This is a genomic window from Azospirillum sp. BE72, assembly GCF_031455875.1.
In the GTDB taxonomy this organism is placed as follows: domain Bacteria; phylum Pseudomonadota; class Alphaproteobacteria; order Azospirillales; family Azospirillaceae; genus Azospirillum.
Map to the genome: position 1 here is coordinate 1,108,679 of NZ_JAVDTO010000001.1, position 23,699 is coordinate 1,132,377.

Sequence of the window (23,699 nt, forward strand, 5' to 3'; positions counted from 1 at the left end):
CGCTTGCGGCCTGGGGGTACGCCACTCTCCCCGTGACGGTCGGCGGCTTCCCGCCCACCGAACCGGACCGGCGGTTTCCCGGTTGTCGAGGCCGCAAGCGTCGCCAGCATACACCATCGATCAGCTACGATCGCCATCCTTCGCCCGCCCGGCTTCAGCTGTGGCGGGCTTCGTCGTTTCTGGAGTTCCGCCATGGCCGATCCCGCCGCTCACGACCTCGTCCAGATGGCGAAGTCGCTCTCCCCCACAGCCATCGGCGTTACCGCCGGCATGGTTGCGCGCTGGTCTCGTGAAGCACGCAACAGCGGATGGCGGGGCTTGGTGCGTATGGTCGTCCTGGACTTGCCGACCATGGGAGCGCTGACCATTGCCGCCGGCTCAGTCGCCCAGCAGCTCAACGCCGACACGCTGACGGCGACGGGCATCGGCACCTGCGCCGGTTATGCGGGCTCCGAGATCCTCAAGACGCTGCTGGCATGGCGGGCCGGCAAGCTTCCCGGTGGGCAGGGCTGACCGATCACACCCACGCTGTTCAAGGAGACGAACGATGGCGAGTGAACGCAACCTGTCGCAAAGCATCGCCAACGCGGCCGATCTGATCGACTGCGTCGCCCAGCGCGAAGCCTATCGCCGTGCGACTGAACTGATCGGTCCGAGCCTGGAGCGCGTCGCCGACCGCATGCCTGCCGGCACCATGGACGGATGGACCCTCGACGCGCCTGTGACGGCCTGAAGCCATGCGCGCCAGCGTCACCATCACTGGCAGCCTGGAGGACGCCTTCAACGAGTGGACGGAAGGGACGGCCCGCCGGCTGACCGACGCCACGGAGCATGCCGCGTCCACCGTGCGTGACGAGATGCGGGCTGCCATGTCGAATGCCGGTCTTGGCAAACTGGGGCGGGCTCTGGGCCATGCCGGCTATCCGGGAGGCGGCAACTACAGCATCCACCCCGCCGCGGAGGTGTTCGTCCGGGGCAAAGCCGCATCGGCTGCCAAGTGGGAAGGGATCATCGACGCCTTCAACGACGGCGCCACGATCCGGTCCAAGCGTGGCTGGCTGGCCATCCCGACGAAGAATTGCCCCAAGGGTTCGCGCGGTCGCTACCTCACCCCGGACCAAGTCGCCGAACGGTTCGGCCCGCTGCGCTCCATCGCCGCGGGCAAGTCGGTCCTCCTGTTCGCTGACATCATCGCGGGCAAGTCCGGTGGTGTCCGCAAGGCCACGGCGGGACGCCTCGCACAGGGCCGAGAGGCCAAGTTGACGTTGATGTTCGTCCTGGTGAAGGAAGCGACGATTCGCAAGCGCCTCGATCTGGACGCCGTCATCCGGCAGTGGGAGACCCGCTTCCCCGCGATGATCGCTGAAGCGCTGAAGGACGAGTGAGAGGGGGCACCATGACGAACCGTTTCAGCGAACAGCGCGACACGCTCCGCACGATCCGTGATGCGTTCGGCCCGTGCTTCTCGGTCAGTGCCTCGCTGGTGGGTGACCTGCTGACGGTCTCCATCGCCAAGCCCGACACGGACAAGCGCCCCTACTGCATGACCTTCGACGACGAAGCAGACTATGAGCGGGACGCGGAAGGGTTGGTGAGCGAGTTCGTCACGCTGGCCCGTGCCTACTTCGGGGCACCAGCATGAAGCCTCCTCCTCCCCCGCCCGTCTGGATCAACGGGGCGCCTCGCTCCATGCGGTCGACCATCGCCGCGGTGGACGTCTTGGCCACTCCTTCCGTCCCGACGCAGGGGGCGGCAACTCACCGCCTCCCCGACGGGGACAGCATCGCCCTTGGGTTCGCCACCGGCTACGCCGCCGGCATCCTCACCGCTGTGGCTGGCATCGCCGCGGGGTGGGTCATGGTGGGGTGGTGACCATACAACGGTCGGCTACGCCGCATCCGCGTGGTCAGTCCCTCTGACTGCCAGAGACAGGCCAAGCGCTCTGACGACCGACAAGGCCGTAGCAAGGGAAGGGTTGCCACTATCACTGAGGGCGCGATAGAGGCTTTCACGGGACAGCCCGGCAGACCGGGCGACTTCGGCCATGCCCTTGGCGCGAGCGATATCGCCCAGCACGGAGGCGATGACCTTCGGGTCTCCATCCTCAAGCGCTGCGTCGAGATAGTCGGCAATCGCCTCTGGTGTGGTGAGGCGTTCCGCCGGGTCCCATGCCTTGGTTTCCTTCGCCATGCTCAATACTCCTCTGCCAGCTTCTTGGCGGCCTTGATGTCGCGCTTCTGCGTGCTCTTGTCGCCGCCGCACAACAGGATCACGCCCGCCCGCTCCACGAAGTAGACCCGGTAACCGGGGCCGTAGTCGATCCGCAGTTCGCCGATGCCGTCGAAGAACTTCGCATCACCAGCGTTGCCCAGCGACAGGCGGGTGATGCGAACGTCGATGCGGCCTTGGGCGCGGGTGTCACGGAGACCAGCGAACCAAGCGTCGTATTCGGGAGTGGTGCGGATCGTCTTCATGGGAACAATGTAGCCCACAGGCTACAGAGTGTCAACGGGAAATCGTAGCTCATAGGCTACGAATGTGGGGTGATCGACCGCGAAACCCCTCCGATCCGCAGGGCCAGAAGCCAGCCGGGAGACTGACCCTCCCATAGAGGGCCGGTCCATAGGGCGCCCGCTGATGCGTTGTTCGTCGGGACGCTCCATCGCACGTCCGATGCGGGAGAGGCCACCCACGGGCCGCCTGACGGGCAGGACGGGGTCGCCCCACGGTGGGGCAGGGGTAGGGGGGGTATCGTGGGTCCTTCCGGGTGGCCCCCCTATAGGGGGTGGGACAAGTCCGATCATCGTCCAGGTATGAAAATTCCATAGGGGGGTTCCGCTTCCGGTTGGGCCGTCCGGTGAGGTGCAACCATGGCAACCCAGGCTGAGATCGCAGCGCATCTCGATCTGACCGACCGCACCGTCCGCGACCTCAAAAAGCGCGGTGTTTTCAACGCTGACGGGCGTGGACAGATGAATCTGGACGCATGCCGCGTCGCCTACATCCGCCACCTTCGCGAACGTGCCGCCGGCCGGACTTCGGACGAGGCCGAAGCGGAAGGCCTGGACCTCGTCGCGGAGAAAGCGCGGCTGGCGAAGGAGCAGGCCGACCACTACGCCATGCGCAACGCGGAGAAGCGCGGCGAGCTGGTGCCGGTCGCCGATTACACCGCCGCGGTGGTGTCCGTCATCGAGATGGTCAAGGCGAAGCTGCTGCGAATCCCGGCCAAGGTCGCCAAGACCGACAGCCGGCTGAAGGGCCGCATCGCCGACGCGCTGGAGGATGCGCTGGACGAGTTGAGTGCGGCCCGGATCGCTGAAGAGCGTGGCGGCGGGGACGATGACGGAGACGACGAAGATGGCGAGTGACGTCGTCCGCGTTCGCGGCGCCCTGCTGGCGGAGCATGTCGCCCGCTGGCTGCTGGCGCTGAAGCCCCGCCGCCGGATGACGCTGTCGGACTGGTCGCTCCGCAATGCCCGGCTGGAGGACGGCACGCGCTACCGCCCGTTCCCCTTCCAGGTCGGCATGATGGATGCCTTCACCGAGCCGGGCGTGCGGCAGATCACGGCGAAGAAGTCGAGTCGCATCGGCTACAGCCAGATCGTCAAGAACTACATCGCCTATTGCGCCGACCAGCTGCCCAGCCGGGTGCTGGTCTATCAGCCGACCATCGACGATGCGGAGGACTTCGCCAAGGACGACGTCGCCAAGCTGATCCTGTGGCCGGCGGTGCGGCGCCTGTTCTCCACCAAGACGCGGAACAGCAACAACACCATCCGGTCGAAGCGCTTTCCCGGCGGCTGGATCAAGATCAAGGGGGCGAACAGCCCGAAGGAGTTCCGCCGCATCACCGCCGACAAGGTGATCCTGGAGGAGCCGGACGGCTATCCGCCGACGGCCGGCGTCGAAGGCGACCAAGTGGAGCTTGCTTTCAAGCGGTGTCTGACCTCCGACGATCCGCTGAAGGCGGCCGGCTCCACCCCGACGATCAAGGGGCATTCCAAGATCGACGCGCTGTTCGAGCAGGGGACGCAGGAATACCGCTACGTCCCCTGTCCGCATTGCGGCGAGATGCAGATCCTCACCTTCGGCGACGGCAGCGGCGCCGGCCTCCGCTGGGGGCCGAAGGAGGCACCGGACAAGGCGTGGTACGTCTGCGTCAACGGCTGCGTCATCGAGGAGGAGCACAAGGCCGATATGGACGAACGGGGCGAGTGGCGGGCGCATGCGCCGCAGAACTGGCCGCACCGCTCCTTCCACATCTGGGCCGCCTACAGCCAGTTCCCCGGTGCCGCGTGGCTGGAGATCGCCAGGGAGTTCGTCCGGGCGCGGAAGGACCCGAACAAGCTCCGGGTGTTCGTCAATCAGGTGCTGGCCGAAACCTACGAGGTGAAGGGCGAAGCGCCGCAATGGCGCGTCCTCTATGACCGCCGGGAGGAGTATCAGGGCGTCCCGGCCGACGGGCTGGTGCTGACCGGCGGGCTCGACGTCCAGAAAAGCCCCGGCCGCATCGAGCTGTTCGTCTGGGCCTGGGGCCGCGATTTCCAATGCTGGCTGGTCGATCACGTCGTGATCCCCGGCAACCCCTACGACGCCGCAGTGTGGGACGAGGCGTCGCGCGTCGTCCAGGGCGCATGGCGGCATCCGTCGGGCGTCGATCTGCGCCTGTCGAAGGTCGGGGCGGACACCGGCTTCGCCACCACCCAGGTGGAGGCCTGGGCGAAGCGGCATCCGGGCTTGGTCATTCCGGTGAAGGGCGCCACCACCATCGGCGCGCCGTCCTTCGCATGGTCCAGCGTGCGGGAGGCCAACGCCAAGGGCGGCAAGCGCAAGCGCGGCCTGCAGCTCGGCATGGTCGGCGGCCATGTCCTGACCCTGGAGCTGTACGGCAAGCTGAGCCTGCAGCCTCCCACCGACGAAGAGGCGGCCGACGGCGCCGGGTTCCCGGCCGGCTATGTCCACCTCAACAAGGTGGCCACCGAAGAGGTGTGTAAACAGCTTGTCGGCGACCAATGGGTTGAGGATCGCGGCGAATGGAAACAGGTCCACGCCACGGAGGCGCTGGACGGCTGGAAATATGCCCGCGCCTGCACCGTCGCCATGGGGATGGAGCGCTGGACCGCCGCGCGATGGGCGGAGCTGCGGAAGACGTTCGCGGTGCCGGTGAAGGCCGGGCAGCCGCGGGCAAAAGCGACAGAGGCGCCGGCACCGGCGGCCGAAACTGAACAGCCCCGGCAGGAAGAACGGCGCCCGTCCGGCGGCGGTTGGCTTGGCGGGCGCGGCGGCGGATGGGGAAGGCGGTAGAGCATGGCACTGACGCAGACGCACCTTAACACCCTGGTTGCAGCATGGGCCGCCGGCACGACCAGCGTCACCATCGACGGCAAGCGGGTGGACTACCGCTCCATGCGGGACCTGACGACGGCCATCGCCACCACCGCGGCGGCGCTTGGCGTCCCGAACCCCCTTCACGCGACGCGGTCCGCCTCCCGGACCAGCGTCACCAAGTTTTCGCGGGGCTGAACCCATGAACATTCTGGACAAGGCCATCGGCTGGTTTGCTCCGCAGACCGGCGCCAAGCGGGCGCGGGCGCGTGTCGCCATGTCGCTGATGGCGCGCAGCTACGACGGCGCCAGCACCGGCCGCCGCACCGACGGCTGGAACACCAGCGGCACGTCGGCGAATGCCGAAATCGGCCCGGCCTTGGCCCGGCTGCGCGCCCGCTCCCGCGATCTGGTGCGCAACAACCCCTATGCCGCTCGCGTGGTCGACATATGGGCTGCGAACGTGGTCGGCACCGGCATCATGCCACAGAGCCGCACCGGCAATGAGGATCTGGACAAGCGAGTCAACGCCCTGTTCCGGCGATGGTCGGAGCAATGCGACGCCGAAGGGCAGCTGGACTTCGCCGGCCTGCAGACCCTGATCCTGCGGACGGTGGTGGAGGGCGGCGAAGCGCTCCCCCGTCATCGCAACCGCCGGCCGGAAGACGGGTTGCCGGTCCCCTATCAGGTTCAAGTCCTGGAGGGCGACTTTCTGGACTCCTCCCGCGACAGCACGTTGACCGGGCGCCGCACGATCCAGGGCGTGGAGTTTGACGCGCTGGACCGGCGAACCGGCTATTGGCTGTTCCGCACCCACCCCGGCGACCCCTACAGCATGACTGCGGAGGGGCTGACCAGCGCCCTGGTGCAGCAATCTGAGGTGATGCACGTCTATCGCAAACTGCGGCCTGGACAAGTGCGCGGCGTGCCATGGTTCGCGCCCGTGCTGATGAAGGCGCGCGACCTGGACGACTTCCACGAAGCCGCGATCGTCCGGGCCCGGATGGAAGCCTGCATCGGGATGGTCGTCACGCAGGCTGACGACGGGGGGCAAAACCCGATCGGCGTCACCAGCGAGACAGAGGACGGCAGGCGGGTGGAGGGCATGGAGCCGGGCATGGTCCCGTATCTCCGGCCTGGTGAGAGCATCGAGTTCCTGAACCCGACGGCATCGCCCAGCTTCGACCCGTTCACGCTCCACACGCTGATGGCCATGGCAGTCGGCACCGGGGTGACCTACGACCAGATGACCGGGGACCTGCGGCAGGCCAACTACTCCAGCCTGCGGGCGGGGAAGGTGGAGTTCCGCCGGCTGGTCGAGCAGGCGCAGTGGCAGATGCTCATCCCGATGTTCTGCGCGCCCGTTTGGCGCCGGTTCATCGAGACGGCGATCCTGTCCGGCGATCTGCCGGCCGGCGAATACCCGGTCGAGTGGAGCCCGCCGGCTCATGAGCCGATCGACCCGGTCAAGGACATGACCGCCGACATCCTGGCCGTCCGCACGGGCCGCTACACCTGGGACCAGTTCGTCGCCCGGTGGGGCTACGACCCCAAACAGCAGCTTGCCGACATCGCCCGGATCAACGCCGCCATGGATGACGCGGGCGTCGTTCTGGACACCGACCCCCGCAAGGTGACGAAGGCCGGCGGAGCGCAGCAGGGAGATCCTTCGAATGCCTGATAGCCTGATCCATGACCTGCCGATGCAGACGCGCGCTGCGGCGGTCCGAACCGTCGACGAAAGCGCGCGCACCGTGGAACTGGTCTGGTCGACGGGCGCCGGGGTGCCGCGCGTCAACTACCGGACGGGCGAGCGCTTCATGGAAGTGCTCTCGCTCGACCCGGAGCACTGCGACCTGACCCGCCTCAACAACGGTGCGCCGCTGCTGAACGCCCATGGCCAGTACGACCTTAGCCAAGTCATTGGCGTGGTGGAGCGGGCCGCGGTCGACGGTTCCCAGGGTACGGCCCTGGTCCGCTTTTCGGAGCGCCCCGACGTGGAGCCGTTCTGGAACGACGTTCGAACCGGGATCATCCGGAACGTCTCCGTCGGCTACGCCGTGCGGAAGTTCGAGGTGACGCAGGAGGAAGGCGCCTTGCCGACCTACCGCGCAATCGATTGGCAGCCGATGGAGCTGTCCATGGTGCCGATCGGCGCCGATGCCGGGGCGGGCACCCGCTCCGCCGATCTGTCTTCCACCCCTTGCGAGTTCATCAACCGGGCAAAGCCCGCCACCCAGGAGAGCACTATGCCGGACACCGTCCAGCACGAGCCGGGCACCGAACTGCCCGTTGACAACACCCGCGCCGTCGGCACCGATGCCGGCGCGGTGAGCGCCGCGATCGCGGCCGAGCGCGCCCGTATCGCCCACGTCAACGACGTGGCGCAGCGTCACGCCCTGGGCGCCGACTTCGTCCGCACCCACGTCGATGGCGGCTCCACGGCTGAAGCGGTCAACACTGCCGCTCTGGCTGCCCTGGCGGCCCGCTCGGAACAGTCGCCCACCTCCTCCATCCGCGTGGGCATCTCCCACGATGACCCGGCGGCGGTCCGCTCGGCCATGGCGGACGCCATCGTCGCCCGTGCCACCTACTCGGCCCCCGAGAACGAGCGGGCGCGTGGGTACATGGACGTGAGCATGCTGGAGATGGCGGCCGACCTCTGCGGCATCCGCTCGCGCAATCCGGACGAAATCCTGCGCCGCGCCATGCACAGCACGTCGGACTTCCCGCTGCTGCTCGAAGCCGCCGCGAACAAGGTCCTCCGCCGCACCTATGAGGCCGCGCAGCCGACCTATCGGCGCATCGCCCGCCGGCGCGACTTCAACGACTTCAAGCCGACCAAGTTCCTGCAGGCCGGCGACTTCCCGCAGCTGCTGGAATATGGCGAGACGGGCGAGATCAAGGACGGCACGGTTTCGGAGGGCCGCGAGACGGTGACGCTGTCCAGCTTCGGCCGCATCGTGAACATCAGCCGCCGGGTCTTCATCAATGATGACCTGGGCGCGTTCAACGATTTGGTGAACATGGCGTCGCGCCGCGTGGCCGATTTCGAAAACGCGACCTTCTACGCCATGATGCTGAAGAACAGCGGTGCCGGCCCGACCCTGTCCGACAACAAGGCGGTGTTCCACACGGGGCACGGCAACCTCGCCGCGTCGGGCAGCGCCATCGGCGTTTCGAGCGTGAGCGATGGGCGCGCGGCGATGCGCAAGCAGACCAGCCTGGACGGGCTGAAGATCAACGTCACCCCGTCGATGATCGTCTGCGGCCCGGACAAGGAGACGGAGGCCGAGCAGCTGTTGGCGACAATCCAGCCGCAGCAGGCCGGCAACGTCAACCCGTTCTCGGGCCGGCTGTCCACCGTGGCGGACGCCAACATCAGCGGAAACCAGTGGTGGCTGTTCGCTGATCCGGCGGTCGCTGAAGTGTTCGTCTACGGCTATCTGGCGGGCAACCCCGGCCCCCGCTTCATGACCGAGGAGGGCTTCCGGACCGACGGCGTGGCCCTGCGCGTCACCCTGGATTTCGGCTGCGGCGCGGTCGATTACCGCGGCGGCTACCGCAACCCCGGCAACTGATCCACCACCCCGATAACGACGGCATGATGGCGCCCGCTGTGGCGCCTTCGCCGTTTCTGGAGATCCCGAGATGAAGAACTTCGTTCAGCCAGGCAAGACGGTGACCGTCGCCGCCCCCTATGACGTGGCCAGCGGCGCCGGCTGTCTGGTCGGCTCCCTGTTCGGCGTCGCCACCATGACCGCCACCAGCGGCGCCAGCGTGGACATCTGCACCGAAGGCGTCTTCACCCTGGCCAAGACCAGCGCGCAGGCCTGGACCGTCGGTGCGAAGGTCTATTGGGATGACACCAACAAGGTGGCCACCACGACGGCGACCAGCAACACGCTGATCGGCTGCGCCCTGGAGGCCGCCGCCAATCCGTCGGCCACCGGCACCGTTCGCCTCAACGGCACGGTCTGACCGTGAGCGTCTTCGACGCCATGTTCGGCGTCCTGTTCGCTGATCCGAACATGGCGTCGGACGCTACCTATACCGCCCCCGGCCTCGGTGGCGTACCCACCCCTTGCCGCGCCATTTTCCGCCAGACCGATATGGATTGGCGTGGGAACGACGTAGAGGTGTCCACTCCTGGCCGGATTGCAGAGGTGCGGGTTGCTGAAGTCCCGATGATGAAGGAGGGCGGGACCCTCGCCGTTGACGGGAAGTCCTACACGATCCAGTCGGCCAGCCGGCCGAACACCGATCGCACCCTCTGGCGCCTGGAGTTGCGGTAATGCCCACCTCCGTCCGTGAACAGGTCTTGTCCACATTCGCGGCGATGCTCGGCACCGTCGCGGCGGAGAACGTCCCCGGCATGATCAAGGTCTATCGGGCGCGCCGCAAGCCGTTGTCCGACGATGACGACGCAGACCAGTTGCCGGCCCTGGTGATGCGGTCCGGCCCGGCCGGAGCGGACCAGACAAGCGCCGCGGTGACCCGCAACATCGAACGGATCACCGTCACCGCCGTGCTGAAGGCCGACACCGACGAAGGGCTGGACCAAGCCCTTGCCGATATGTGGGCCGCCCTGCAGCGCGCCGTCGAAGCCGATCCGACGCTAGGGGGCGTTGCGGTGGACGTGAACCTTGCCGATGCCGACCAGAGCGCGGCCGACGGCGACGGCATCGGCGGGGTGGGCGACGTCTTCGCCGCCTATGACGTCGAGTATTGGACCCGGCCGGGCGACCCCTACGCCTTCGCCCCCTGACCCTTCAACCTGGAGACCATCCCCATGACCATCCCGTCCCACCGGGCGGCGGCGGAGGTGCCGACGCCTGCCCACACCTTTGAGCTTCGCGCGGGCGAACTCATCAACCTGACGGAGGCGGAAGAGGCCGCGCGCAAGGCCGCTGAAGCGCCCGAGACCACTCCGGCGCCGGTCGCCAAGCCCCGCCGCCCCGCCAGCGACGCACCCGCCGGGGCCGTCCCGTCGGCCGACCAGTAAGGAACTGCCCCCATGGCACTGCGCACCCGTAACGCCGCTCTGCTGGCGAAGATCGAGACCACGGAAGGCGTCGACGCCTCCCCGGTGGCCGGCACCGATGCCGTGCTGGTCGAAAACCCGCAAATCAGCTTCAACCCCAACATCGTCCAGACCAACGAGGCCACGGGCAGCCTGGACGGGCGCGGCCCGATCACCGGCGGCATGACGGTACAGATCACCTGTGACGTCTATCTGAAGGGTTCCGGCGCCCCCGGCACTGCCCCGGAGTGGGGCAAGCTGCTGAAGGCCTCCGGCTGGGCCGAGACCATCACCAGCACCGCCGTTCCCGCGTCGGCTGAAGCCGCCACGGCCGGCACCACCACCAGCCTGACCCTGGGGGCCGGTGCCAGCGGCACGGCGCAGACCTATCGCGGGATGCCGTTGCTGCTGACCGGCAACCCGGCGGCGGGCGCCACGTCCTTCGTGTCGGATTACACCGCCGGCAAGGTGGCGACGCTGGCCGACCAGTTCGGGACGGCGCTGTCGACCGGGACCAGCTATCAGGTTCCGGTGAACGTGCTTTACAAGCCCGCCTCCACCTCCATTCCGTCGCTGACCCTGTACCTCTACATGGACGGATTGCTCTACAAGGTGGTGGGCGCCCGCGGCAACGCGACCATGCGGCTGACCAGCGGCAACGCCGGCCGGTTCAGCTTCACCTTCACCGGTATGTTCGTCAGCAAGACGGATGCCAGCGTTCCGACCGGCCTAGTCTACGACGCCACCCGCCCGCCGATCTGGAAAGGCGGTAAGGCGCTGGTCAATCGCATTCCGTCGGCCATGTCCTCACTGTCGGTGGAGTTCGGCAACAGCCTGACCAACCCGGACAACCCGAACTCGGCCGAAGGCTACGACCCCTCCATCATCACCGCCCGCAACATGACGGGTTCGTGTGACCCCCTGGAGGTGCTGGTCGCCACCCGCGACAGCATGGCCGCCTTCCGTGCCGGTACGGCGCAGATCGTCCACGCCAGCTATGGCGTGGTGGCGGGGAACCGGATCGGCCTGACCCTGCCGGCGGCGCAGTACACCAACCTGCAGCCGGGCGACCGCAACGGGCTGATGACCCTCACCCATCAGTTCGCCTGCACCGGTCAGGACGCGGGCGGCTTCATCTGCATTTTCTGACCTGAGACCCCGGCGGCAACCGGGCAACCAGTCGGCGACGGCCGACGGGGCGCTTTCGTGCGCCTAACGCGGGTGGTGTTGCCGGCACCACCCGCCCCCTTCCCGGCAGAGGACCCCTTTCATGCTCCCCATTTCGTCCAAGGACGTCGTCCACTTCACCCCGCGGCGGGACCTCTTGGCCCATCTGCGCGACCTGCATGCGGGCGCGCATGACGCCAAAACACGGAACGAGTTGCAAGCAGCTATCGACCTCGTCCAAACCGAGATCGACGCGGCCCCGCAGCCGGTCTATCGCCTCGCCGTGCCAAGCCATCTGCAGCGCGCAGCCTTCCGCCGCGACGTTCTGGCTGCTGGTGCCATTTTTTCCGGATACAAGGCGCTCTATGCCGCCTTACGCGCTGACATTGAGGCCATCGGCCCTGCAAATCTGGACGAGGCGCTGGAGATCATCGACGCCGTGGAAGCGGCCGGCAACCCGGCCGACGCGGACGCGGAACTGCGTGACCGCTTCACGGAAATTGCCCGCATCGCCCGCGGGCTTGGCGGGCGCTATGCCGGGGTGGAGGGCGACTTTGAGTTTTACCTGTCGGTCGCTCCCTTCATCGCCTGCCGTCACTTCCTGATGGGGTGGGAAGGCGTCAAGGACGCCGCCGGCACCGATGCGCCGTTCATCCGCCGTGGCAATCTGACCACGGAAGAGACGCTTGGTCATCTGGGCGAAAACGAGGTGCGGGAGATCGGGTTCAAAATCCTGAACCTGATGCAGCCGACCAAGGCCATGGAAAAAAACTCCGTATCGCCGTCGCGGTCAGCCTCCAGCCGGACGCTTTCCCCGACGGCGAAGAAGAAGCGCCCGACGGCTCGGCGTGGGAAATCTTCGGCGAACGGTACGACCGCAACCCCCGCCTGACCCTGTCCGACGGGGACTTGGAAATGGTGCGCTACTGGCGCGCCTATCGGCCCCATCCCGGACGCATCGGCGGCATGGCCGCCGGCATCATCCCCGCCACCGGTCACCTTCCGGAGTCCGGCGGCTACGGCGACCAAGCCGCGATCATGCTCGACGCTTTCGAGATCATGAGCGGGGCGGAAGCCGAACTCCTCGCAATGGAACGCTGATGCGAAGGCCGCCGGTCCCCATGCCGGCGGTCTACGTACGCACGTAGTTACGTCCTGGTTTTGACCTGGGTCAAAACCGCCTTTCCCATCGAAACCGGAGCATGCCCATGGCTGGCCGCAACGTCACCGCTCGCTTTGCTGTAGAGGCCGACGTCGCGCAGGCGAAGCGCGACCTTGAGGCGGTGACGCAGCAAATCGACCAGCTCGGCAAAACCCGCGTCGACGGCGCCCGGCAGGAATTGGAGCAACTGAACTCCGCCACGTCGAAGTTGGCGGCCGGATATACCGCTCTGTCGGAGGACCAGCGCCGGCTATACCAGCAGCGAGAACAGGACGCGCAACAGGTCGACAAGCTCCGCCGCACCTACAAGACCCTGGAGGGCGCGCTTGAGACGCTGGACGTCCAGGTAAAGAACGGCTGGCGGTCGATGGAGGAGGCGGCCCGGCTGCAGCCGCAGCTTGCCGCCGCCTATACCCGGACCGGACAGGCCGCGCGCCAAGCCGGGGCGGACCTGCAGGCGGGGACTGCGGCCACTCGGGCGGCGGCGGCGGCGCAGGATGCGGCGCATGAAAGCACCGGCCGGCTGAGCGGCGTCATGGGCAACCTTGGCAACCAAATACAGGACGTTACCGTACAGGCGCAGATGGGGACGAACGCTTTCGTCATCATGGCGCAGCAGGGGCCGCAGATCGCCAGCAGCTTTGGCCCCGCCGGGGCCGCAATCGGTGCTGTGATTGCCATTGCCTCCGTGGCCGCGGGCGCGGTGTTTGGTCTTGGCCGAAGCGCGGACACTGCGGAGACCTCCTTCACCTCCTACACCGCGGCGATGGAGTTCGCGAAAAAGGCATCGGAGGCGATGAAGACCGCCTCCGAAGGGACGAAAAACGCGCTTTTGGCCGAAGGTCGCGCGGCGAACGACGCGGCGAAACAGCGGCTTACCCTTGCGGAAGCTCAACTGAAATCCCTTGAAGTCGCCATGACGTCGAACGTCTCGGGTGACCTTAGCCAAAATGCCGGCGCAGCGCTGACGTACCTCTGGAAGGCGGACGATGTAAAGAAGTTGCGCCTTGAAGTGCTTACACTTCGCGCGGCTCTAGGCGAGTACAATGACGGCGCCCGTGAAGCCCGCTTGGCCACCGACATGGTCGGCGGCGGACTGCGTACCGCTCGCGATGCAGTGGCTACGCATCGCGAGGAAGTCCGCAAAACCATTGCAGAACTTGGCGTTGAGGTATCGACCTTCGACAAGTCGAGTGCCGAGAAGTTGCGGGCCAAGCTCCAGCTTGAAGCGCTCACCAAGGCGCAGGCGGCCGGGCGGCAGACGATTGACGAAGGCACTCAGTCCCTCATCAATCAGGCGGTCGCGCAACAAGAGCAGATCGACAAACTGGAGAAGCAAAAGAAGGCGGAGGAGGGCGCCGCTCGTGCGGGCGAGCAGGCCGCGAAAGAGGCTGAACGGAAGTCACAGCAGCACCAAAAGACCCTGGAGCAGGCCGACAAGTACATTGATCGGCTGAAAGGCGAAGCTGATGCACTCGCCATGTCCGAGCGGGAGCGCTTTGTCGCCAACAAGGCGATGGAATTTGAGCTTCAGAACCGGGGCAAGCTGTCCGGCGCTGAAATGGACGCCTACTTGGCCAAGGTGAAGGAGGAGGCCGGCGCGCTCTACGACAGCACGGAGGCGCGCAAGGCCAAGGCCAAGGCAGAGGAGGAGTCCGTCCGCGCGCTGGAGAAGTATCAGCAGGACGTCACCCGCGTTGCGACCGATATCGGCAAGGATATCTCTGAAAACCTGTGGGACCAGATCACCGGCAACGCCAAGGCCGGGGACGCGCTGCAGTTCTTCAAGAATTGGGCGAAGCGTCTCGCGGTGGAGATGCTGAACCAAAACTTCGTCCTCCCGATCACCATGCAGATCGTCGGCTCCATGCCGTCCCTGTTCGGTATCCAGGCGCCCGCCGGTGCGGCAGGGGCGGCGGGTGGCGCCACCAACAGCCTGACCGGCAGTCTGACCAACACCGCCCTGTCGAAGGCCGGCGGATGGGCCATGGATAAGCTGGGCCTGACCGGCGGCATGAACCAGTTGATGAATACGACCCTGATCGGCAATGCCGGCGGGTGGGCCGCGTCGTCCTTGGCTCCATCGACGGGCGCATATGTCGTCAGCAACTCGGCCTTGGCATCCGCCCCCTTCACGGCGCAGGCGGGCAGTCTCAACGCCGCAACGGGCGTCATCAATGCCGGCAAAACGGCGGGCGCGAACATCGCCTATTCGGGCACCGCGTCGGGCGCGTCGGGGAGCGGCGTCACGCTGGGGGGCGTGCTGGGGGCTGCTGGAGCGGGGGCTATGGGTGGCGGTCTGGTCGGCGGCTATCTCGGCACGGCCACCAACTCCAAGGCTGTCGGCGGTCTCTCCGGCGCTGCGGCCGGTGCCGGCGCGGCCTATCTGGCATCGGCAATGGAACTAGGCGCCCTTGGCGGCCCGTGGGGTATCGCCATCGGCGCTGTTGTCGGCGCGATCATGGGCATGCTTGGTACGCAGAAAGCCACCGTCGGCAAGACGGCGTCGGCTGATGTGACGATCAATGCCGGCGGCAAATCGGCAGCCTACGGGAATATCCAGACCGACAACGAAGGCGACCCGGAAGCCGGCCGGGCGCTCGGCACGGCGCTTTCTGGCATCTTCTCGATTGCTGCCATGGGCGGCGGCAAGCTGACCAAGGACTTTGGCATCGGCCAGACCGCGGCCAAGGGCCTCTACGTCGCCGGCAGCGTCCCCTACAAGGAGTTCGGCGACGATATCGCCGGCCTCCTCCGGTACACGCTGCTTGAGCAAGGCGGCCTGAAGGACGGCGGGGTGAACACCATCGCCGCTCTGAAGAACACCAAGGGGAAAGATTGGGAGGAGGTGACCAAGGACATTGCGCTGGGCGCCAGCATCGACGCCGGCACCACCGCTTTGGCCGCTCTGGACAAGTCGCTGAACAGCTTCACCAAGTCCGCCAAGGAGACCACGGCGGAGGCGATGAAGCCGATGCTGGAGGAGTTCGAAAGGGCCAAAAAGCTCGGCATCGGGACGGCGTATGTCAACCTCGCCACAGACCAACTCAAAGCCTACCTGGACCAGCTTCGCAACCCGGTCGACTACACGCAGCGCGAACAGGAAATGGCGTCGCTGACCGGGCAGTTCGCGGCAATCCGGGAGGCGGTGGCGCAACTCAACCCGACGATGGCCACCTATGTGGACCAGATCGAGGCGGAGACCCGCGCGCGGATCAAGGCGCAGACCGCGCAGGAAGCCGCTGCCATGCTGAACGAGGCGATGGGGCGGGGCTACCTGAACCAGATCAAAGCGCTGGAGGAGGCGCGCGGCGTCAACGCCCGCAATCTGGCTGTGGTGGGGTTGGACGTCTCGACGGCGGGCGACATCTTCAACGCCTCGCTGACCAGCCTGTTGAAGGGGCTGGACGATGCGTCGCTGTCCGTGGTCACACAGACCTTCACGGGCGATATCGCCAAGCTGGCCACGGCCATCCGGAACACCAGCGATGCGGCGGTGTCGTTCGCCACTGACGTTGCCGGCCGGGTGCAGACGGCGCTTGGCAATGATCGGGGAGCGTCGCTCCTTGCCCTGGACGCGCAACAGGCGGCGGCGCTCGCCACCGCCCGTGCCAGCGGATACGACACCACCACGCTGCAGCGGGTCCAGGCGACCGAACGGGCGGCGCAGGCCTTCAAACTGGCGCAGGCTGACGTACTGGCGGCATATGACAAGCAAATTACGGCACAGCAGGACTATGTTGCCTCGCTCACCGACGGTGCGGTAAAACTGGCACAGTCGGCCCGTGAGTTCCGGTCCGCCTACGACGCTCTGGCGCTCAACGACAATTCGCCCCTGAACGCCAAGGATCGGTTGGAGGAGGCGCGCCGGCAATTCGGGACCGCGCTCACCACGTACCGTGACGTCGCGGCCACGACCGAGCAGCGGGACGCGGCCAAGCAAACCCTGCTGTCGCTCGGCCCCTCGCTGGTCCAACTGGCCAAGGGATTTCTCGGCTCCACCTCCACCACGGATTATGACCGCGTCCGCTCCGTGTTCTCGGAGTTGGGCAACACCACCGCCCTTGGCGTGGACACGGCCGAACAGCAGCTCAAGACCGCGAACGACACGCTGAAGGAGATGCAGCGTCAGCGGGCAGAGGCCGCGGCCATCGGTCAGAAGCAGTACGGCGCGCTGACCAGCCTCAACAGCATCATGGCGCAGTCTTACACCCTGTGGCAGACGCAGCTTACTGCCCTGCAGGCCGGCACCGGCGCCACCTCCAGCACGTCGCCATCCACCTATGTGGACAGGTCGATGGAGGCCAAGCGGTCGCGCCTCCAGGCCTTCACGAATGCCGACATCGAAGCCGCTTTCGGCGGGTTCAGCGACATTCAGCAAGCGCGGGCGGATGACCGCTCGTTCAACTTGGCCGCATGGTTCCGGGACTTCGGCATCAACGAGGTGCTGAACGGCTCTCGTCGGATACCCTGTTTCGCCACCGGCACCCTCTCCACCCCGCCGGGCGCGGTATGGGTGGGCGAACAGGGGCCGGAATTGCTGTGGCAGGGTGGGGCCGCTGCGGTCGCCTCCTCCGTCGATAGCTTGCGCATCGCGCGGGCCTTCGAAGCGGCCAATGACCGCTGGTCCGGCAACGTCACCCCGCTCCGGTCGGCCGGCTCCTCCGCCATCAGCACCCGCGGCATAGAGCAGCGGTTGGACCGGGCCGTTGCCGTCCTGGAGCGGGTGGTGGAGGCCATCGACGCCGGCAATGAGGAGGCGGTCCCGGCGCTCAAGACGCTGGCGAGACAAGCCGCCCGGTCGCCCGAACCACTCGGGCGGCGAGTGACAGGTGCGAGGTAATCCATGCCCTACCTGATGCGCGCGGAGCCGTACGACGCCGATCTAGGCGCTGTGCGGCCCGTCTACCGTTCCGACGTCGGGTTTACGACGGAGCCGGGAGACAGCCCCTCAAACACCTACTTCGTGCGCCGGATCGACACCCCGTTGACCGTCAAGCGGAGCCTTTTCAATGGGACCGCCATCGGGGGCTATTCGGAGACCAGCTTCGGCGCCGTCACGCTCGGCAACGACGACGGTGCCGACGACTGGCTGGCGGATCTCGATTGGGACGGCCGGCTGGTGGAGATCCTGTATACGCCGAAGGAGCGGCCGGCCCTGGCCGATTTCGGCGTGCTGTTCTCCGGCGCCGCCGAACAGCTGGTGTTGGGCGACGCCATCGAAATCCAGCTTCGCGACCTGCTGGTGTTGCTGGACACCCCCGCCAGCCGCGGGCAGTTCGGCGGGGCCGGCGGCATCGACGGCACGGCTGAACTGAAGGGGCGGGAAAAGCCTTGGTTGGTCGGCCGGCGGCGGCAGATCGAGCCGGTTTTGATCGACGCGGCGAACAACGTCTATATGGTCGATCCGTCCGGGTTCTCGGCCTTGCTGGCGGCCCGTGACAAGGGCGTCGACTATCCGGCGGCGGTCGGGGACTATGGCTCCTATGACACCCTGGTTGCCGCGTCGATCACCGGCAACAACGTGGCCACGGCGAAGGCCGCCGGGTTGATCCGTCTCGGGCAAAAGCCGTCCGGGCGCTTCACCATCGACGCGGAGGGGGTGACTGTCTCCGGCGCCTGGATTTACCGCTATGCCGATCTGGTGCGCCATCTGATTGCCACCATGACGACCCTGTCCGACGACGACCTGGACGGCGACTCCTTCACCGCCTTCAACCTCAAGCAACCGGCGGTGCTGGGCCACTGGTGCGACGGCTCCAGCGTGCCGAAGGTGCGCGACGTCATCGACCAGTTGTCCGCGACCGTCGGGGCCTATTGGGGGTTCGGGGATGACCGCCTCTTGTCGCTCGGCCGCTACGAGGGGCCGGCGGCAACCGCCGACTATGAGTTTGACGCGCGGGACATCATCGACCTGACCCCGGAAGCGGTTGAGCGGCGCATGAAGTCCCTCAAGCTGGGCTATCGACCCTTCGGAGTCGTGTTCACCGCCGACGAACTGGACCAAGTCAACGTCACCGCGGCCAACCGGGAAGCGTTCCAAAATGAATACCGGTGGACCGCCGTGGCCACCAATGCCGCCGCCGCCGCCGCCTCGCTGCTGGCCACCGAAGAAGAGGCGCAGACCCTTTTCGACGCGGAAGCGGACGCCGTGGCCGAACGGGACCGGCGCCTCTCGCTCTATGCCGCCAAGCGGAAAGGCTTTTCCGTCACGGTTCCGATCACTCCAGGGCTGACCGTCGGCCACACGGTCAAACTGACGGACGACCGCTTTGGACTGCATGCGGGTTGGCGCGGCGTCGCCCTGGAGATCGAGCGGAACGCCAACGATGAAACCCTGACCATGAAGGTGATGGGCTGATGCACGCGCTATGGAAGAAGCCAACCGATGACGGGACCTATTCCGAAGGGTCATGGATCGGCACGGGCGGGCTGTCGCTGAACAATCTCAAGACACAGGACGTAATGGAGCTTGCCCGGTCGACCGACACGGCGGAGGCCTCAACCTGCTGGCGGATCGACTTCGGCCGGCTGGTGCCGCTGAGTTGCTTCGCCATCCTCAACCACAACGGGACGGTCCAGGCCAAGCGCCGGCATGTCGTCACCAACAGCCCGACCAACAGCGGAACCCCGGTCTACGACACCGGCATGGAGCGGATGCGGGTGGCCACCGAGATTTGGGGCGCCCGCCCGTTCGGCGCTTTCGCTTTCGACGGCATCGACACGGCGGCTTATCCAGGCGGCACCATCGACCTGCATTTCGCCCCCTCCACCGTCTACGGCCGATATCTCTTCACCTATGTAAGCGACGTCGACAACCCGGCCGGCTATTTCCAGGCCGGCCGCTTCATGGCGGGTGAGGCTTGGTCCCACCGGGTGAAGTACGGGTTCCAGGTCCGGACGGTGGACCCGAGCGAGACGCGCCGCACCCGCGGCGGCCGGCGCCTGGTTAGACGGCGTCCGCGCTACCGGACCATGACGATGACGTTCGAGGCGATGACCGAGCGGGACGCCTTCGCCACGGGCTTCGAGATCGAAAACCAACTCGGCAAGGATGGGGATTTCCTGCTGGTCTACGACCAGAACGACGATCCCTCCATCCAGTTCCGCCGAACCATCTACGCCGCGCTGGTCGACACCGCCGGCATCACCACCACGTCGCACCAGCGCTATGGCTGGTCTATGAATGCGGAGGAGTTGATCTAATGGCGAATTTCAACGGGAGAGACTGGACGGTGGCCGATATGCTGCCGTTCAAGTACGTGGAGAATTGGGACGATTTCTTTGATGACGTGATCGCGGAAATGGACGCGCGCCGCAATGACTTGGGCTCGGCGCTCGTCGCCACGTCGTCCACCAGTGACGTTGCCATCGGCACCGGCACCAAGACCCTGACGGTCGCCAGCCCGTCCACCAAGGGCTTTTCCGCCGGCATGTACGTGGTCGCGGTGGATGGCTCCAACAGCGCCAACGCCATGACTGGCCGCGTGACCAGCTACAACACCGGCACGGGCGCCCTGGTCATCTCCGTACCGACCGGCGGCACGACTGGCAGCGGCACGCCGTCGTCTTGGACCATCGGCATTTCCGGGGCGGCCGGTCCGCAAGGCGATGCTGGAACCGGCGTGACGGCAGCCACGCCCAACACCCTGGCGCAGCGGGATAGTGCCGGTGCGCTTGCCGTTACCGGGCTGAAGGCTCCGGGCGGTGCCAGCGACACCATGGCGTCATTGATCGGAGCCAATGAGCAGATCAGCGATGCAAACTGGAATTATGGCCAGCATGCCCTTCGTCGCCGCCTGTCGAATGCGGCGACCGTGAAGATGCAGCCGTACTTGCTCGGGGGCGACTCCATTGCTGATGGAACAATGGGCGCTCAGTGGGCGTCGTGGCTCGTGTGCTCTACCGCCCCAACCTCCACGTCAACTTCAACCATTGTGACCAAGTTCGTTTTGGCCGGTCCTGGAGACCTTGATTTGCGCCCGTCTTCCGGTCGGCTGTTGCTCAATGGCGTGAGCCTCGCGTCATTCATTTCGTCCACCACATTCAATGCGGCCGACAAAAGCCTGAATGTCTCGCTGGCCAGCGGCAACAAGCAGGCGACGGGCAGCGGTATCGGCGTCGTCCGCGGCACGCCCGCAATCCCGGCCGGCAAGTGGGTAGTCGGCTTTCGGGTGGATGCTCTCACCAGCGCTGGTGGCGCGGGCATAGCCAAGAGTACAGCGAGCCTGTCTCAATACCTTGGGCAGGATGTCAATGGATGGGCGTACGACACCTTCGGGAACAAAGTAAATGGCGGGTCGGCAACCGCGATGGGGGCGTCTCTTGGGGTTGGTGATATTCTGTACGTCTATCTCAACACAACAACCGGCAAGCTCTGGTTTGCCAAGAACGGCGTTGTTCAGGCATCAGGCGACCCGGCGGCAGACACCAGCCCCGCATTCAGCGGCCTAAGCGGTACGTTCTATGTGGCATGCGGCCCCGGCAGCGGCACGACCATGACCCTGCTGACCTCCGCCGCCGAACTGCCGTACCCGCCTGTGAGCGGCTTCGCCCCCCTGCCTTGATAGGTGCCATATGGACCTGCCGATTTTTGAGACCATGGCGCGCGAGTTCGATGCCCGCACAGAGCGCCCGGCTACCACCTATACCGACACAGAGGAGCCCGAATACGGCCGGATCAAGCGTGTCAGAGACGTGGAGCCGATCCCGCCGGAGGAAATCGCCGCGGCAGAAGCAGCCAAGCGCCGGGCCGAGCGTGACGCGGCCATGGCGGAGCCGCTCAACGTCCTGTCCCGCCACCGGAACCAGAAGGACTACGGCCTTCCCACGACGCTGACCGACGATCAGGCGGTGGAGTGGGCGATCTACCTGCAGGGACTGCGGGACTACCCCGAGACGGGTGAGTGGCCGGACAAGCCAGAGTAGCCCGCGACAAGACTCCACCCACCCGGCCGCCTCGTGCGGCCTTTTTCATGTCCGGAGCACGCCATGCCCGACAATCCCACTCCTGCCGAGCAGGAGGTGCAACAGGCGCTGGATGCCTGTGGCGGCAACCGCGACGCCGCCCTCCTGCTGCTCGCCCACCTGTTCGTCAACGCCCAGCGCGGACTGTCCGCCGGGCTGCTGCGCCTCCCGCCTGCCGACCGGCAATAAGGCGTTACAGCCGACCTGTAACGCATAATTCCCCAGCCTTGGAGACCACCATGCCCACCACGCTCTCCAGCGCGGCGAACCCGCGCGCCCTCCCCTATGCCGGCTCCGCCCGGCCCCTCCCCCTCGGCGCCGTCGACCGTGCCGCTCGCGATCTCGGCTGCGAGCCGGCCGCCCTGTCCGCGGTGCTGGTGGTGGAGACCGGCATGCGGTGCGGGTTCCTGCAGGCGCCCGACAGCCGCCCCCGCATCCTCTACGAGGCCCATATCGCCCACCGGCTGTGTGGGCGCCCGGTGCCGGGCCTGTCCGTCCAGGCGTGGGACCGCACCCTCTACGCCACCACCGGCGCCGGCGAGTGGGACCGCCTGCTCCGCGCAGTCGACGCGCTGGGGGAGGATGTAGCCCTCAAGGCCGCGTCCTGGGGCGTCGGGCAGGTGCTGGGGACCAACCACGACCTGTGCGGCTTCTCCAGCGTCCAGTCCTTCGTCCGGGCCATGGGCGACGGCGAGGAACAGCAGCTCGGCGCGGTGACGGCCTTCATCCGCGCCCGTCGGCTGGTCGACCCGCTGCGCCGCAAGGATTGGGCGGCCTTCGCCCGCGGCTACAACGGCACGGCCTATGCTGCGAACGCCTACGACCAGAAGCTGGCGGCGGCCTATGCCCGCATTATCGGCGGCACTCCGGACGACGGCACCCTGTCGATCGGTGATTTCGGCCCGGAGGTGGCGAGCCTTCAGCGTGCCCTGGTCGCGCTCGGCTACAAGGTCTCCACCGACGGCGACTTCGGCCGCATGACGCGAAGCACGGTGGAACTGGTCCAGGTGGCGCGCGGCCTGAAGGTCGACGGTGTGGTCGGGGCCATGACCGCCGCCGCAGTGGGGCTGTGACCATGGTCATCGACCCCAAAAGCCTGCTCGCACAGGTGCAGGCCAACCATCGGGCGCTGGAGTCCTGCCCGGATCACGACTTCCAGCGCGAGGATCGGCACCCCATGCCCGCGCGCTATCGCTGCACCCGCTGCGGCGGAGAGGCGAGCCTCCAGTTCGTCAGCGGGTATCAGCAGGGCCGAGCACACAGCGCTGCGCTCCCGGCCAAGGAAGGCGTGAGCGTGACGGCTGCCGAATCCGATCCGACCACTTCTGCGCCGGCCAGACAATCGCGTGCCGAGATCTGCCGCCACGGCATTGACAGGAACAGATGCACCGCGTGCGAGCCGCTGGCCCGGCTCCAGCATCGGTAACCGGCGCGACAGAGTGATCTGTGCCCGCGTCGATTTAATTGACCACGTTCTTGGTCTGAAAAATCGACGATTCGAGAAGACGCAACCACCGACCGCCCGCGCCATTCCGGCCGCGGGCTTTTTTGCGCCCAACAGGAGGCACTCATGGCCGTAGCCATCCCGTTCATCTCCGCCCTGACGCCCGTTATCGCCGACCTGATCGACAAGATTCCTGACCCCGACGCGAAGGCGAAGGCCACCGCGGCGGCGAATGCGCAGCTCGTCGCGATGCTCCAGGCCGGCGACTCGGCGCAGCTCGGCGTCAACGCGGCGGAGGCCAGCAACCCGTCGCAGTTTGTCTCCGGCTGGAGGCCGGCCGTCGGGTGGGTCTGCGTCCTCGGCCTGCTGGTCCAGACCGTCGGCTATCCCCTGATGGGGTGGGGGCTGTCGATCTGGTCGCCGGGCACGCCGATGCCGCAGATCGACACCGACACGCTCATGGGGCTGCTGGTGCCGATGCTCGGCCTGGGAGCGTACCGGACCTTCGAGAAGGTGAAGGGGGTGGCGCGGTGATGCGGCGACTGATAGAGACCATGCCCCTGAAGGGCAGCCCGCACGGGCCAGTACTGCGTGCGGCGCGAGACGCGCTG

General features: G+C 66.8%; 28 protein-coding genes. 26 read left to right on the forward strand and 2 right to left on the reverse strand.

Features of this window, described 5'->3' with window-relative positions:
* Positions 1-192: 192 nt before the first annotated feature.
* From J2Y49_RS05440 to J2Y49_RS05460, 5 genes are read left to right on the forward strand one after another with little or no spacing between them, the layout of a single operon-like run.
* Positions 193-513 carry a hypothetical protein gene (locus J2Y49_RS05440; protein WP_310113032.1) on the forward strand — a complete coding sequence of 107 codons (321 nt, stop codon included), beginning with the start codon at positions 193-195 and terminating at the stop codon, positions 511-513.
* A 34-nt stretch (positions 514-547) separates the two neighbouring features.
* Positions 548-733, forward strand: coding sequence for a hypothetical protein (locus tag J2Y49_RS05445; protein WP_310113033.1), 186 nt, complete (start codon positions 548-550; stop codon positions 731-733).
* A gap of 4 nt (positions 734-737) precedes the next feature.
* Positions 738-1,385: a DUF6441 family protein gene (locus J2Y49_RS05450; protein WP_310113035.1), complete on the forward strand. Its 648-nt coding sequence runs from the start codon at positions 738-740 to the stop codon at positions 1,383-1,385.
* Positions 1,386-1,396: 11 nt separating this feature from the next.
* Positions 1,397-1,642, forward strand: coding sequence for a hypothetical protein (locus J2Y49_RS05455; protein ID WP_310113037.1), 246 nt, complete (start codon positions 1,397-1,399; stop codon positions 1,640-1,642).
* Positions 1,639-1,872, forward strand: a complete 234-nt coding sequence (locus tag J2Y49_RS05460; RefSeq protein WP_310113039.1) for a hypothetical protein — start codon at positions 1,639-1,641, stop codon at positions 1,870-1,872. Before J2Y49_RS05455 ends, J2Y49_RS05460 begins: the two co-directional genes overlap by 4 nt.
* A gap of 15 nt (positions 1,873-1,887) precedes the next feature.
* Here J2Y49_RS05460 and J2Y49_RS05465 read toward each other — a convergent pair whose 3' ends face one another.
* Positions 1,888-2,190, reverse strand: a complete 303-nt coding sequence (locus tag J2Y49_RS05465; protein WP_310113040.1) for an addiction module antidote protein — start codon at positions 2,188-2,190, stop codon at positions 1,888-1,890.
* A 2-nt stretch (positions 2,191-2,192) separates the two neighbouring features.
* Entirely contained in the window at positions 2,193-2,474 is a 282-nt protein-coding gene (locus J2Y49_RS05470; RefSeq protein WP_310113041.1) for a type II toxin-antitoxin system RelE/ParE family toxin, read from the reverse strand.
* 396 nt (positions 2,475-2,870) lie between these two features.
* On the opposite strand from J2Y49_RS05470, the gene J2Y49_RS05475 reads away from it, so the two are divergent.
* From J2Y49_RS05475 to J2Y49_RS05575, 21 genes are all read left to right on the forward strand, one after another.
* Positions 2,871-3,368, forward strand: coding sequence for a hypothetical protein (locus tag J2Y49_RS05475; protein ID WP_310113042.1), 498 nt, complete (start codon positions 2,871-2,873; stop codon positions 3,366-3,368).
* Positions 3,358-5,304, forward strand: a complete 1,947-nt coding sequence (locus J2Y49_RS05480) for a terminase gpA endonuclease subunit (RefSeq protein WP_310113044.1) — start codon at positions 3,358-3,360, stop codon at positions 5,302-5,304. Before J2Y49_RS05475 ends, J2Y49_RS05480 begins: the two co-directional genes overlap by 11 nt.
* Before the next feature lie 3 nt (positions 5,305-5,307).
* Positions 5,308-5,523 (forward strand): phage head-tail joining protein, encoded by a 216-nt coding sequence (locus J2Y49_RS05485; protein ID WP_310113046.1) that lies wholly within the window; start codon positions 5,308-5,310, stop codon positions 5,521-5,523.
* A 4-nt stretch (positions 5,524-5,527) separates the two neighbouring features.
* Positions 5,528-7,006 (forward strand): phage portal protein, encoded by a 1,479-nt coding sequence (locus J2Y49_RS05490; protein WP_310113048.1) that lies wholly within the window; start codon positions 5,528-5,530, stop codon positions 7,004-7,006.
* Positions 6,999-8,906, forward strand: a complete 1,908-nt coding sequence (locus J2Y49_RS05495) for a prohead protease/major capsid protein fusion protein (RefSeq protein WP_310113050.1) — start codon at positions 6,999-7,001, stop codon at positions 8,904-8,906. The genes J2Y49_RS05490 and J2Y49_RS05495 overlap by 8 nt, the downstream gene beginning before the upstream one ends.
* A 70-nt stretch (positions 8,907-8,976) precedes the next feature.
* Positions 8,977-9,306: a capsid cement protein gene (locus J2Y49_RS05500; protein WP_310113052.1), complete on the forward strand. Its 330-nt coding sequence runs from the start codon at positions 8,977-8,979 to the stop codon at positions 9,304-9,306.
* Positions 9,307-9,308: 2 nt separating this feature from the next.
* Entirely contained in the window at positions 9,309-9,620 is a 312-nt protein-coding gene (locus J2Y49_RS05505; RefSeq protein ID WP_310113054.1) for a hypothetical protein, read from the forward strand.
* On the forward strand, positions 9,620-10,093 hold the full coding sequence (locus J2Y49_RS05510; protein WP_310113056.1) for a hypothetical protein: 474 nt from the start codon (positions 9,620-9,622) through the stop codon (positions 10,091-10,093). The genes J2Y49_RS05505 and J2Y49_RS05510 overlap by 1 nt, the downstream gene beginning before the upstream one ends.
* Positions 10,094-10,117: 24 nt before the next feature.
* Positions 10,118-10,330, forward strand: coding sequence for a hypothetical protein (locus J2Y49_RS05515; RefSeq protein ID WP_310113057.1), 213 nt, complete (start codon positions 10,118-10,120; stop codon positions 10,328-10,330).
* Between the two features lie 12 nt (positions 10,331-10,342).
* Entirely contained in the window at positions 10,343-11,497 is a 1,155-nt protein-coding gene (locus J2Y49_RS05520) for a hypothetical protein (RefSeq protein ID WP_310113059.1), read from the forward strand.
* Positions 11,498-11,618: 121 nt separating this feature from the next.
* Positions 11,619-12,407, forward strand: a complete 789-nt coding sequence (locus tag J2Y49_RS05525; RefSeq protein ID WP_310113061.1) for a hypothetical protein — start codon at positions 11,619-11,621, stop codon at positions 12,405-12,407.
* Between the two features lie 23 nt (positions 12,408-12,430).
* Positions 12,431-12,616, forward strand: coding sequence for a hypothetical protein (locus J2Y49_RS05530; RefSeq protein ID WP_085091837.1), 186 nt, complete (start codon positions 12,431-12,433; stop codon positions 12,614-12,616).
* A gap of 107 nt (positions 12,617-12,723) precedes the next feature.
* Complete coding sequence (locus tag J2Y49_RS05535) at positions 12,724-17,520, forward strand: hypothetical protein (RefSeq protein ID WP_310113064.1); 4,797 nt, start codon at positions 12,724-12,726, stop codon at positions 17,518-17,520.
* Between the two features lie 3 nt (positions 17,521-17,523).
* Positions 17,524-19,038 (forward strand): hypothetical protein, encoded by a 1,515-nt coding sequence (locus J2Y49_RS05540; RefSeq protein WP_310113066.1) that lies wholly within the window; start codon positions 17,524-17,526, stop codon positions 19,036-19,038.
* On the forward strand, positions 19,038-19,883 hold the full coding sequence (locus J2Y49_RS05545; RefSeq protein ID WP_310113068.1) for a hypothetical protein: 846 nt from the start codon (positions 19,038-19,040) through the stop codon (positions 19,881-19,883). The genes J2Y49_RS05540 and J2Y49_RS05545 overlap by 1 nt, the downstream gene beginning before the upstream one ends.
* On the forward strand, positions 19,883-21,244 hold the full coding sequence (locus tag J2Y49_RS05550; protein WP_310113069.1) for an SPRY domain-containing protein: 1,362 nt from the start codon (positions 19,883-19,885) through the stop codon (positions 21,242-21,244). Before J2Y49_RS05545 ends, J2Y49_RS05550 begins: the two co-directional genes overlap by 1 nt.
* 10 nt (positions 21,245-21,254) lie before the next feature.
* On the forward strand, positions 21,255-21,605 hold the full coding sequence (locus J2Y49_RS05555; RefSeq protein WP_310113070.1) for a hypothetical protein: 351 nt from the start codon (positions 21,255-21,257) through the stop codon (positions 21,603-21,605).
* Positions 21,606-21,668: 63 nt separating this feature from the next.
* Positions 21,669-21,833, forward strand: coding sequence for a hypothetical protein (locus J2Y49_RS05560; RefSeq protein ID WP_310113072.1), 165 nt, complete (start codon positions 21,669-21,671; stop codon positions 21,831-21,833).
* 50 nt (positions 21,834-21,883) lie between these two features.
* Entirely contained in the window at positions 21,884-22,717 is an 834-nt protein-coding gene (locus J2Y49_RS05565; RefSeq protein WP_310113074.1) for an N-acetylmuramidase domain-containing protein, read from the forward strand.
* A gap of 2 nt (positions 22,718-22,719) precedes the next feature.
* On the forward strand, positions 22,720-23,070 hold the full coding sequence (locus J2Y49_RS05570) for a hypothetical protein (RefSeq protein ID WP_310113076.1): 351 nt from the start codon (positions 22,720-22,722) through the stop codon (positions 23,068-23,070).
* 144 nt (positions 23,071-23,214) lie between these two features.
* On the forward strand, positions 23,215-23,622 hold the full coding sequence (locus J2Y49_RS05575; protein WP_310113077.1) for a 3TM-type holin: 408 nt from the start codon (positions 23,215-23,217) through the stop codon (positions 23,620-23,622).
* Positions 23,623-23,699: the final 77 nt, after the last annotated feature.

Excerpts from the sequence above, each read along its gene's own strand:
- J2Y49_RS05440 (WP_310113032.1), top strand. The coding sequence starts at position 193 with ATGGCCGATCCCGCCGCTCACGACCTCGTCCAGATGGCGAAGTCGCTC.
- J2Y49_RS05445 (WP_310113033.1), top strand. The coding sequence starts at position 548 with ATGGCGAGTGAACGCAACCTGTCGCAAAGCATCGCCAACGCGGCCGAT.
- J2Y49_RS05450 (WP_310113035.1), top strand. The coding sequence starts at position 738 with ATGCGCGCCAGCGTCACCATCACTGGCAGCCTGGAGGACGCCTTCAAC.
- J2Y49_RS05455 (WP_310113037.1), top strand. The coding sequence starts at position 1,397 with ATGACGAACCGTTTCAGCGAACAGCGCGACACGCTCCGCACGATCCGT.
- J2Y49_RS05460 (WP_310113039.1), top strand. The coding sequence starts at position 1,639 with ATGAAGCCTCCTCCTCCCCCGCCCGTCTGGATCAACGGGGCGCCTCGC.
- J2Y49_RS05465 (WP_310113040.1), bottom strand. The coding sequence starts at position 2,190 with ATGGCGAAGGAAACCAAGGCATGGGACCCGGCGGAACGCCTCACCACA.
- J2Y49_RS05470 (WP_310113041.1), bottom strand. The coding sequence starts at position 2,474 with ATGAAGACGATCCGCACCACTCCCGAATACGACGCTTGGTTCGCTGGT.
- J2Y49_RS05475 (WP_310113042.1), top strand. The coding sequence starts at position 2,871 with ATGGCAACCCAGGCTGAGATCGCAGCGCATCTCGATCTGACCGACCGC.
- J2Y49_RS05480 (WP_310113044.1), top strand. The coding sequence starts at position 3,358 with ATGGCGAGTGACGTCGTCCGCGTTCGCGGCGCCCTGCTGGCGGAGCAT.
- J2Y49_RS05485 (WP_310113046.1), top strand. The coding sequence starts at position 5,308 with ATGGCACTGACGCAGACGCACCTTAACACCCTGGTTGCAGCATGGGCC.
- J2Y49_RS05490 (WP_310113048.1), top strand. The coding sequence starts at position 5,528 with ATGAACATTCTGGACAAGGCCATCGGCTGGTTTGCTCCGCAGACCGGC.
- J2Y49_RS05495 (WP_310113050.1), top strand. The coding sequence starts at position 6,999 with ATGCCTGATAGCCTGATCCATGACCTGCCGATGCAGACGCGCGCTGCG.
- J2Y49_RS05500 (WP_310113052.1), top strand. The coding sequence starts at position 8,977 with ATGAAGAACTTCGTTCAGCCAGGCAAGACGGTGACCGTCGCCGCCCCC.
- J2Y49_RS05510 (WP_310113056.1), top strand. The coding sequence starts at position 9,620 with ATGCCCACCTCCGTCCGTGAACAGGTCTTGTCCACATTCGCGGCGATG.
- J2Y49_RS05515 (WP_310113057.1), top strand. The coding sequence starts at position 10,118 with ATGACCATCCCGTCCCACCGGGCGGCGGCGGAGGTGCCGACGCCTGCC.
- J2Y49_RS05520 (WP_310113059.1), top strand. The coding sequence starts at position 10,343 with ATGGCACTGCGCACCCGTAACGCCGCTCTGCTGGCGAAGATCGAGACC.
- J2Y49_RS05525 (WP_310113061.1), top strand. The coding sequence starts at position 11,619 with ATGCTCCCCATTTCGTCCAAGGACGTCGTCCACTTCACCCCGCGGCGG.
- J2Y49_RS05530 (WP_085091837.1), top strand. The coding sequence starts at position 12,431 with ATGGTGCGCTACTGGCGCGCCTATCGGCCCCATCCCGGACGCATCGGC.
- J2Y49_RS05535 (WP_310113064.1), top strand. The coding sequence starts at position 12,724 with ATGGCTGGCCGCAACGTCACCGCTCGCTTTGCTGTAGAGGCCGACGTC.
- J2Y49_RS05540 (WP_310113066.1), top strand. The coding sequence starts at position 17,524 with ATGCCCTACCTGATGCGCGCGGAGCCGTACGACGCCGATCTAGGCGCT.
- J2Y49_RS05545 (WP_310113068.1), top strand. The coding sequence starts at position 19,038 with ATGCACGCGCTATGGAAGAAGCCAACCGATGACGGGACCTATTCCGAA.
- J2Y49_RS05550 (WP_310113069.1), top strand. The coding sequence starts at position 19,883 with ATGGCGAATTTCAACGGGAGAGACTGGACGGTGGCCGATATGCTGCCG.
- J2Y49_RS05555 (WP_310113070.1), top strand. The coding sequence starts at position 21,255 with ATGGACCTGCCGATTTTTGAGACCATGGCGCGCGAGTTCGATGCCCGC.
- J2Y49_RS05560 (WP_310113072.1), top strand. The coding sequence starts at position 21,669 with ATGCCCGACAATCCCACTCCTGCCGAGCAGGAGGTGCAACAGGCGCTG.
- J2Y49_RS05565 (WP_310113074.1), top strand. The coding sequence starts at position 21,884 with ATGCCCACCACGCTCTCCAGCGCGGCGAACCCGCGCGCCCTCCCCTAT.
- J2Y49_RS05570 (WP_310113076.1), top strand. The coding sequence starts at position 22,720 with ATGGTCATCGACCCCAAAAGCCTGCTCGCACAGGTGCAGGCCAACCAT.
- J2Y49_RS05575 (WP_310113077.1), top strand. The coding sequence starts at position 23,215 with ATGGCCGTAGCCATCCCGTTCATCTCCGCCCTGACGCCCGTTATCGCC.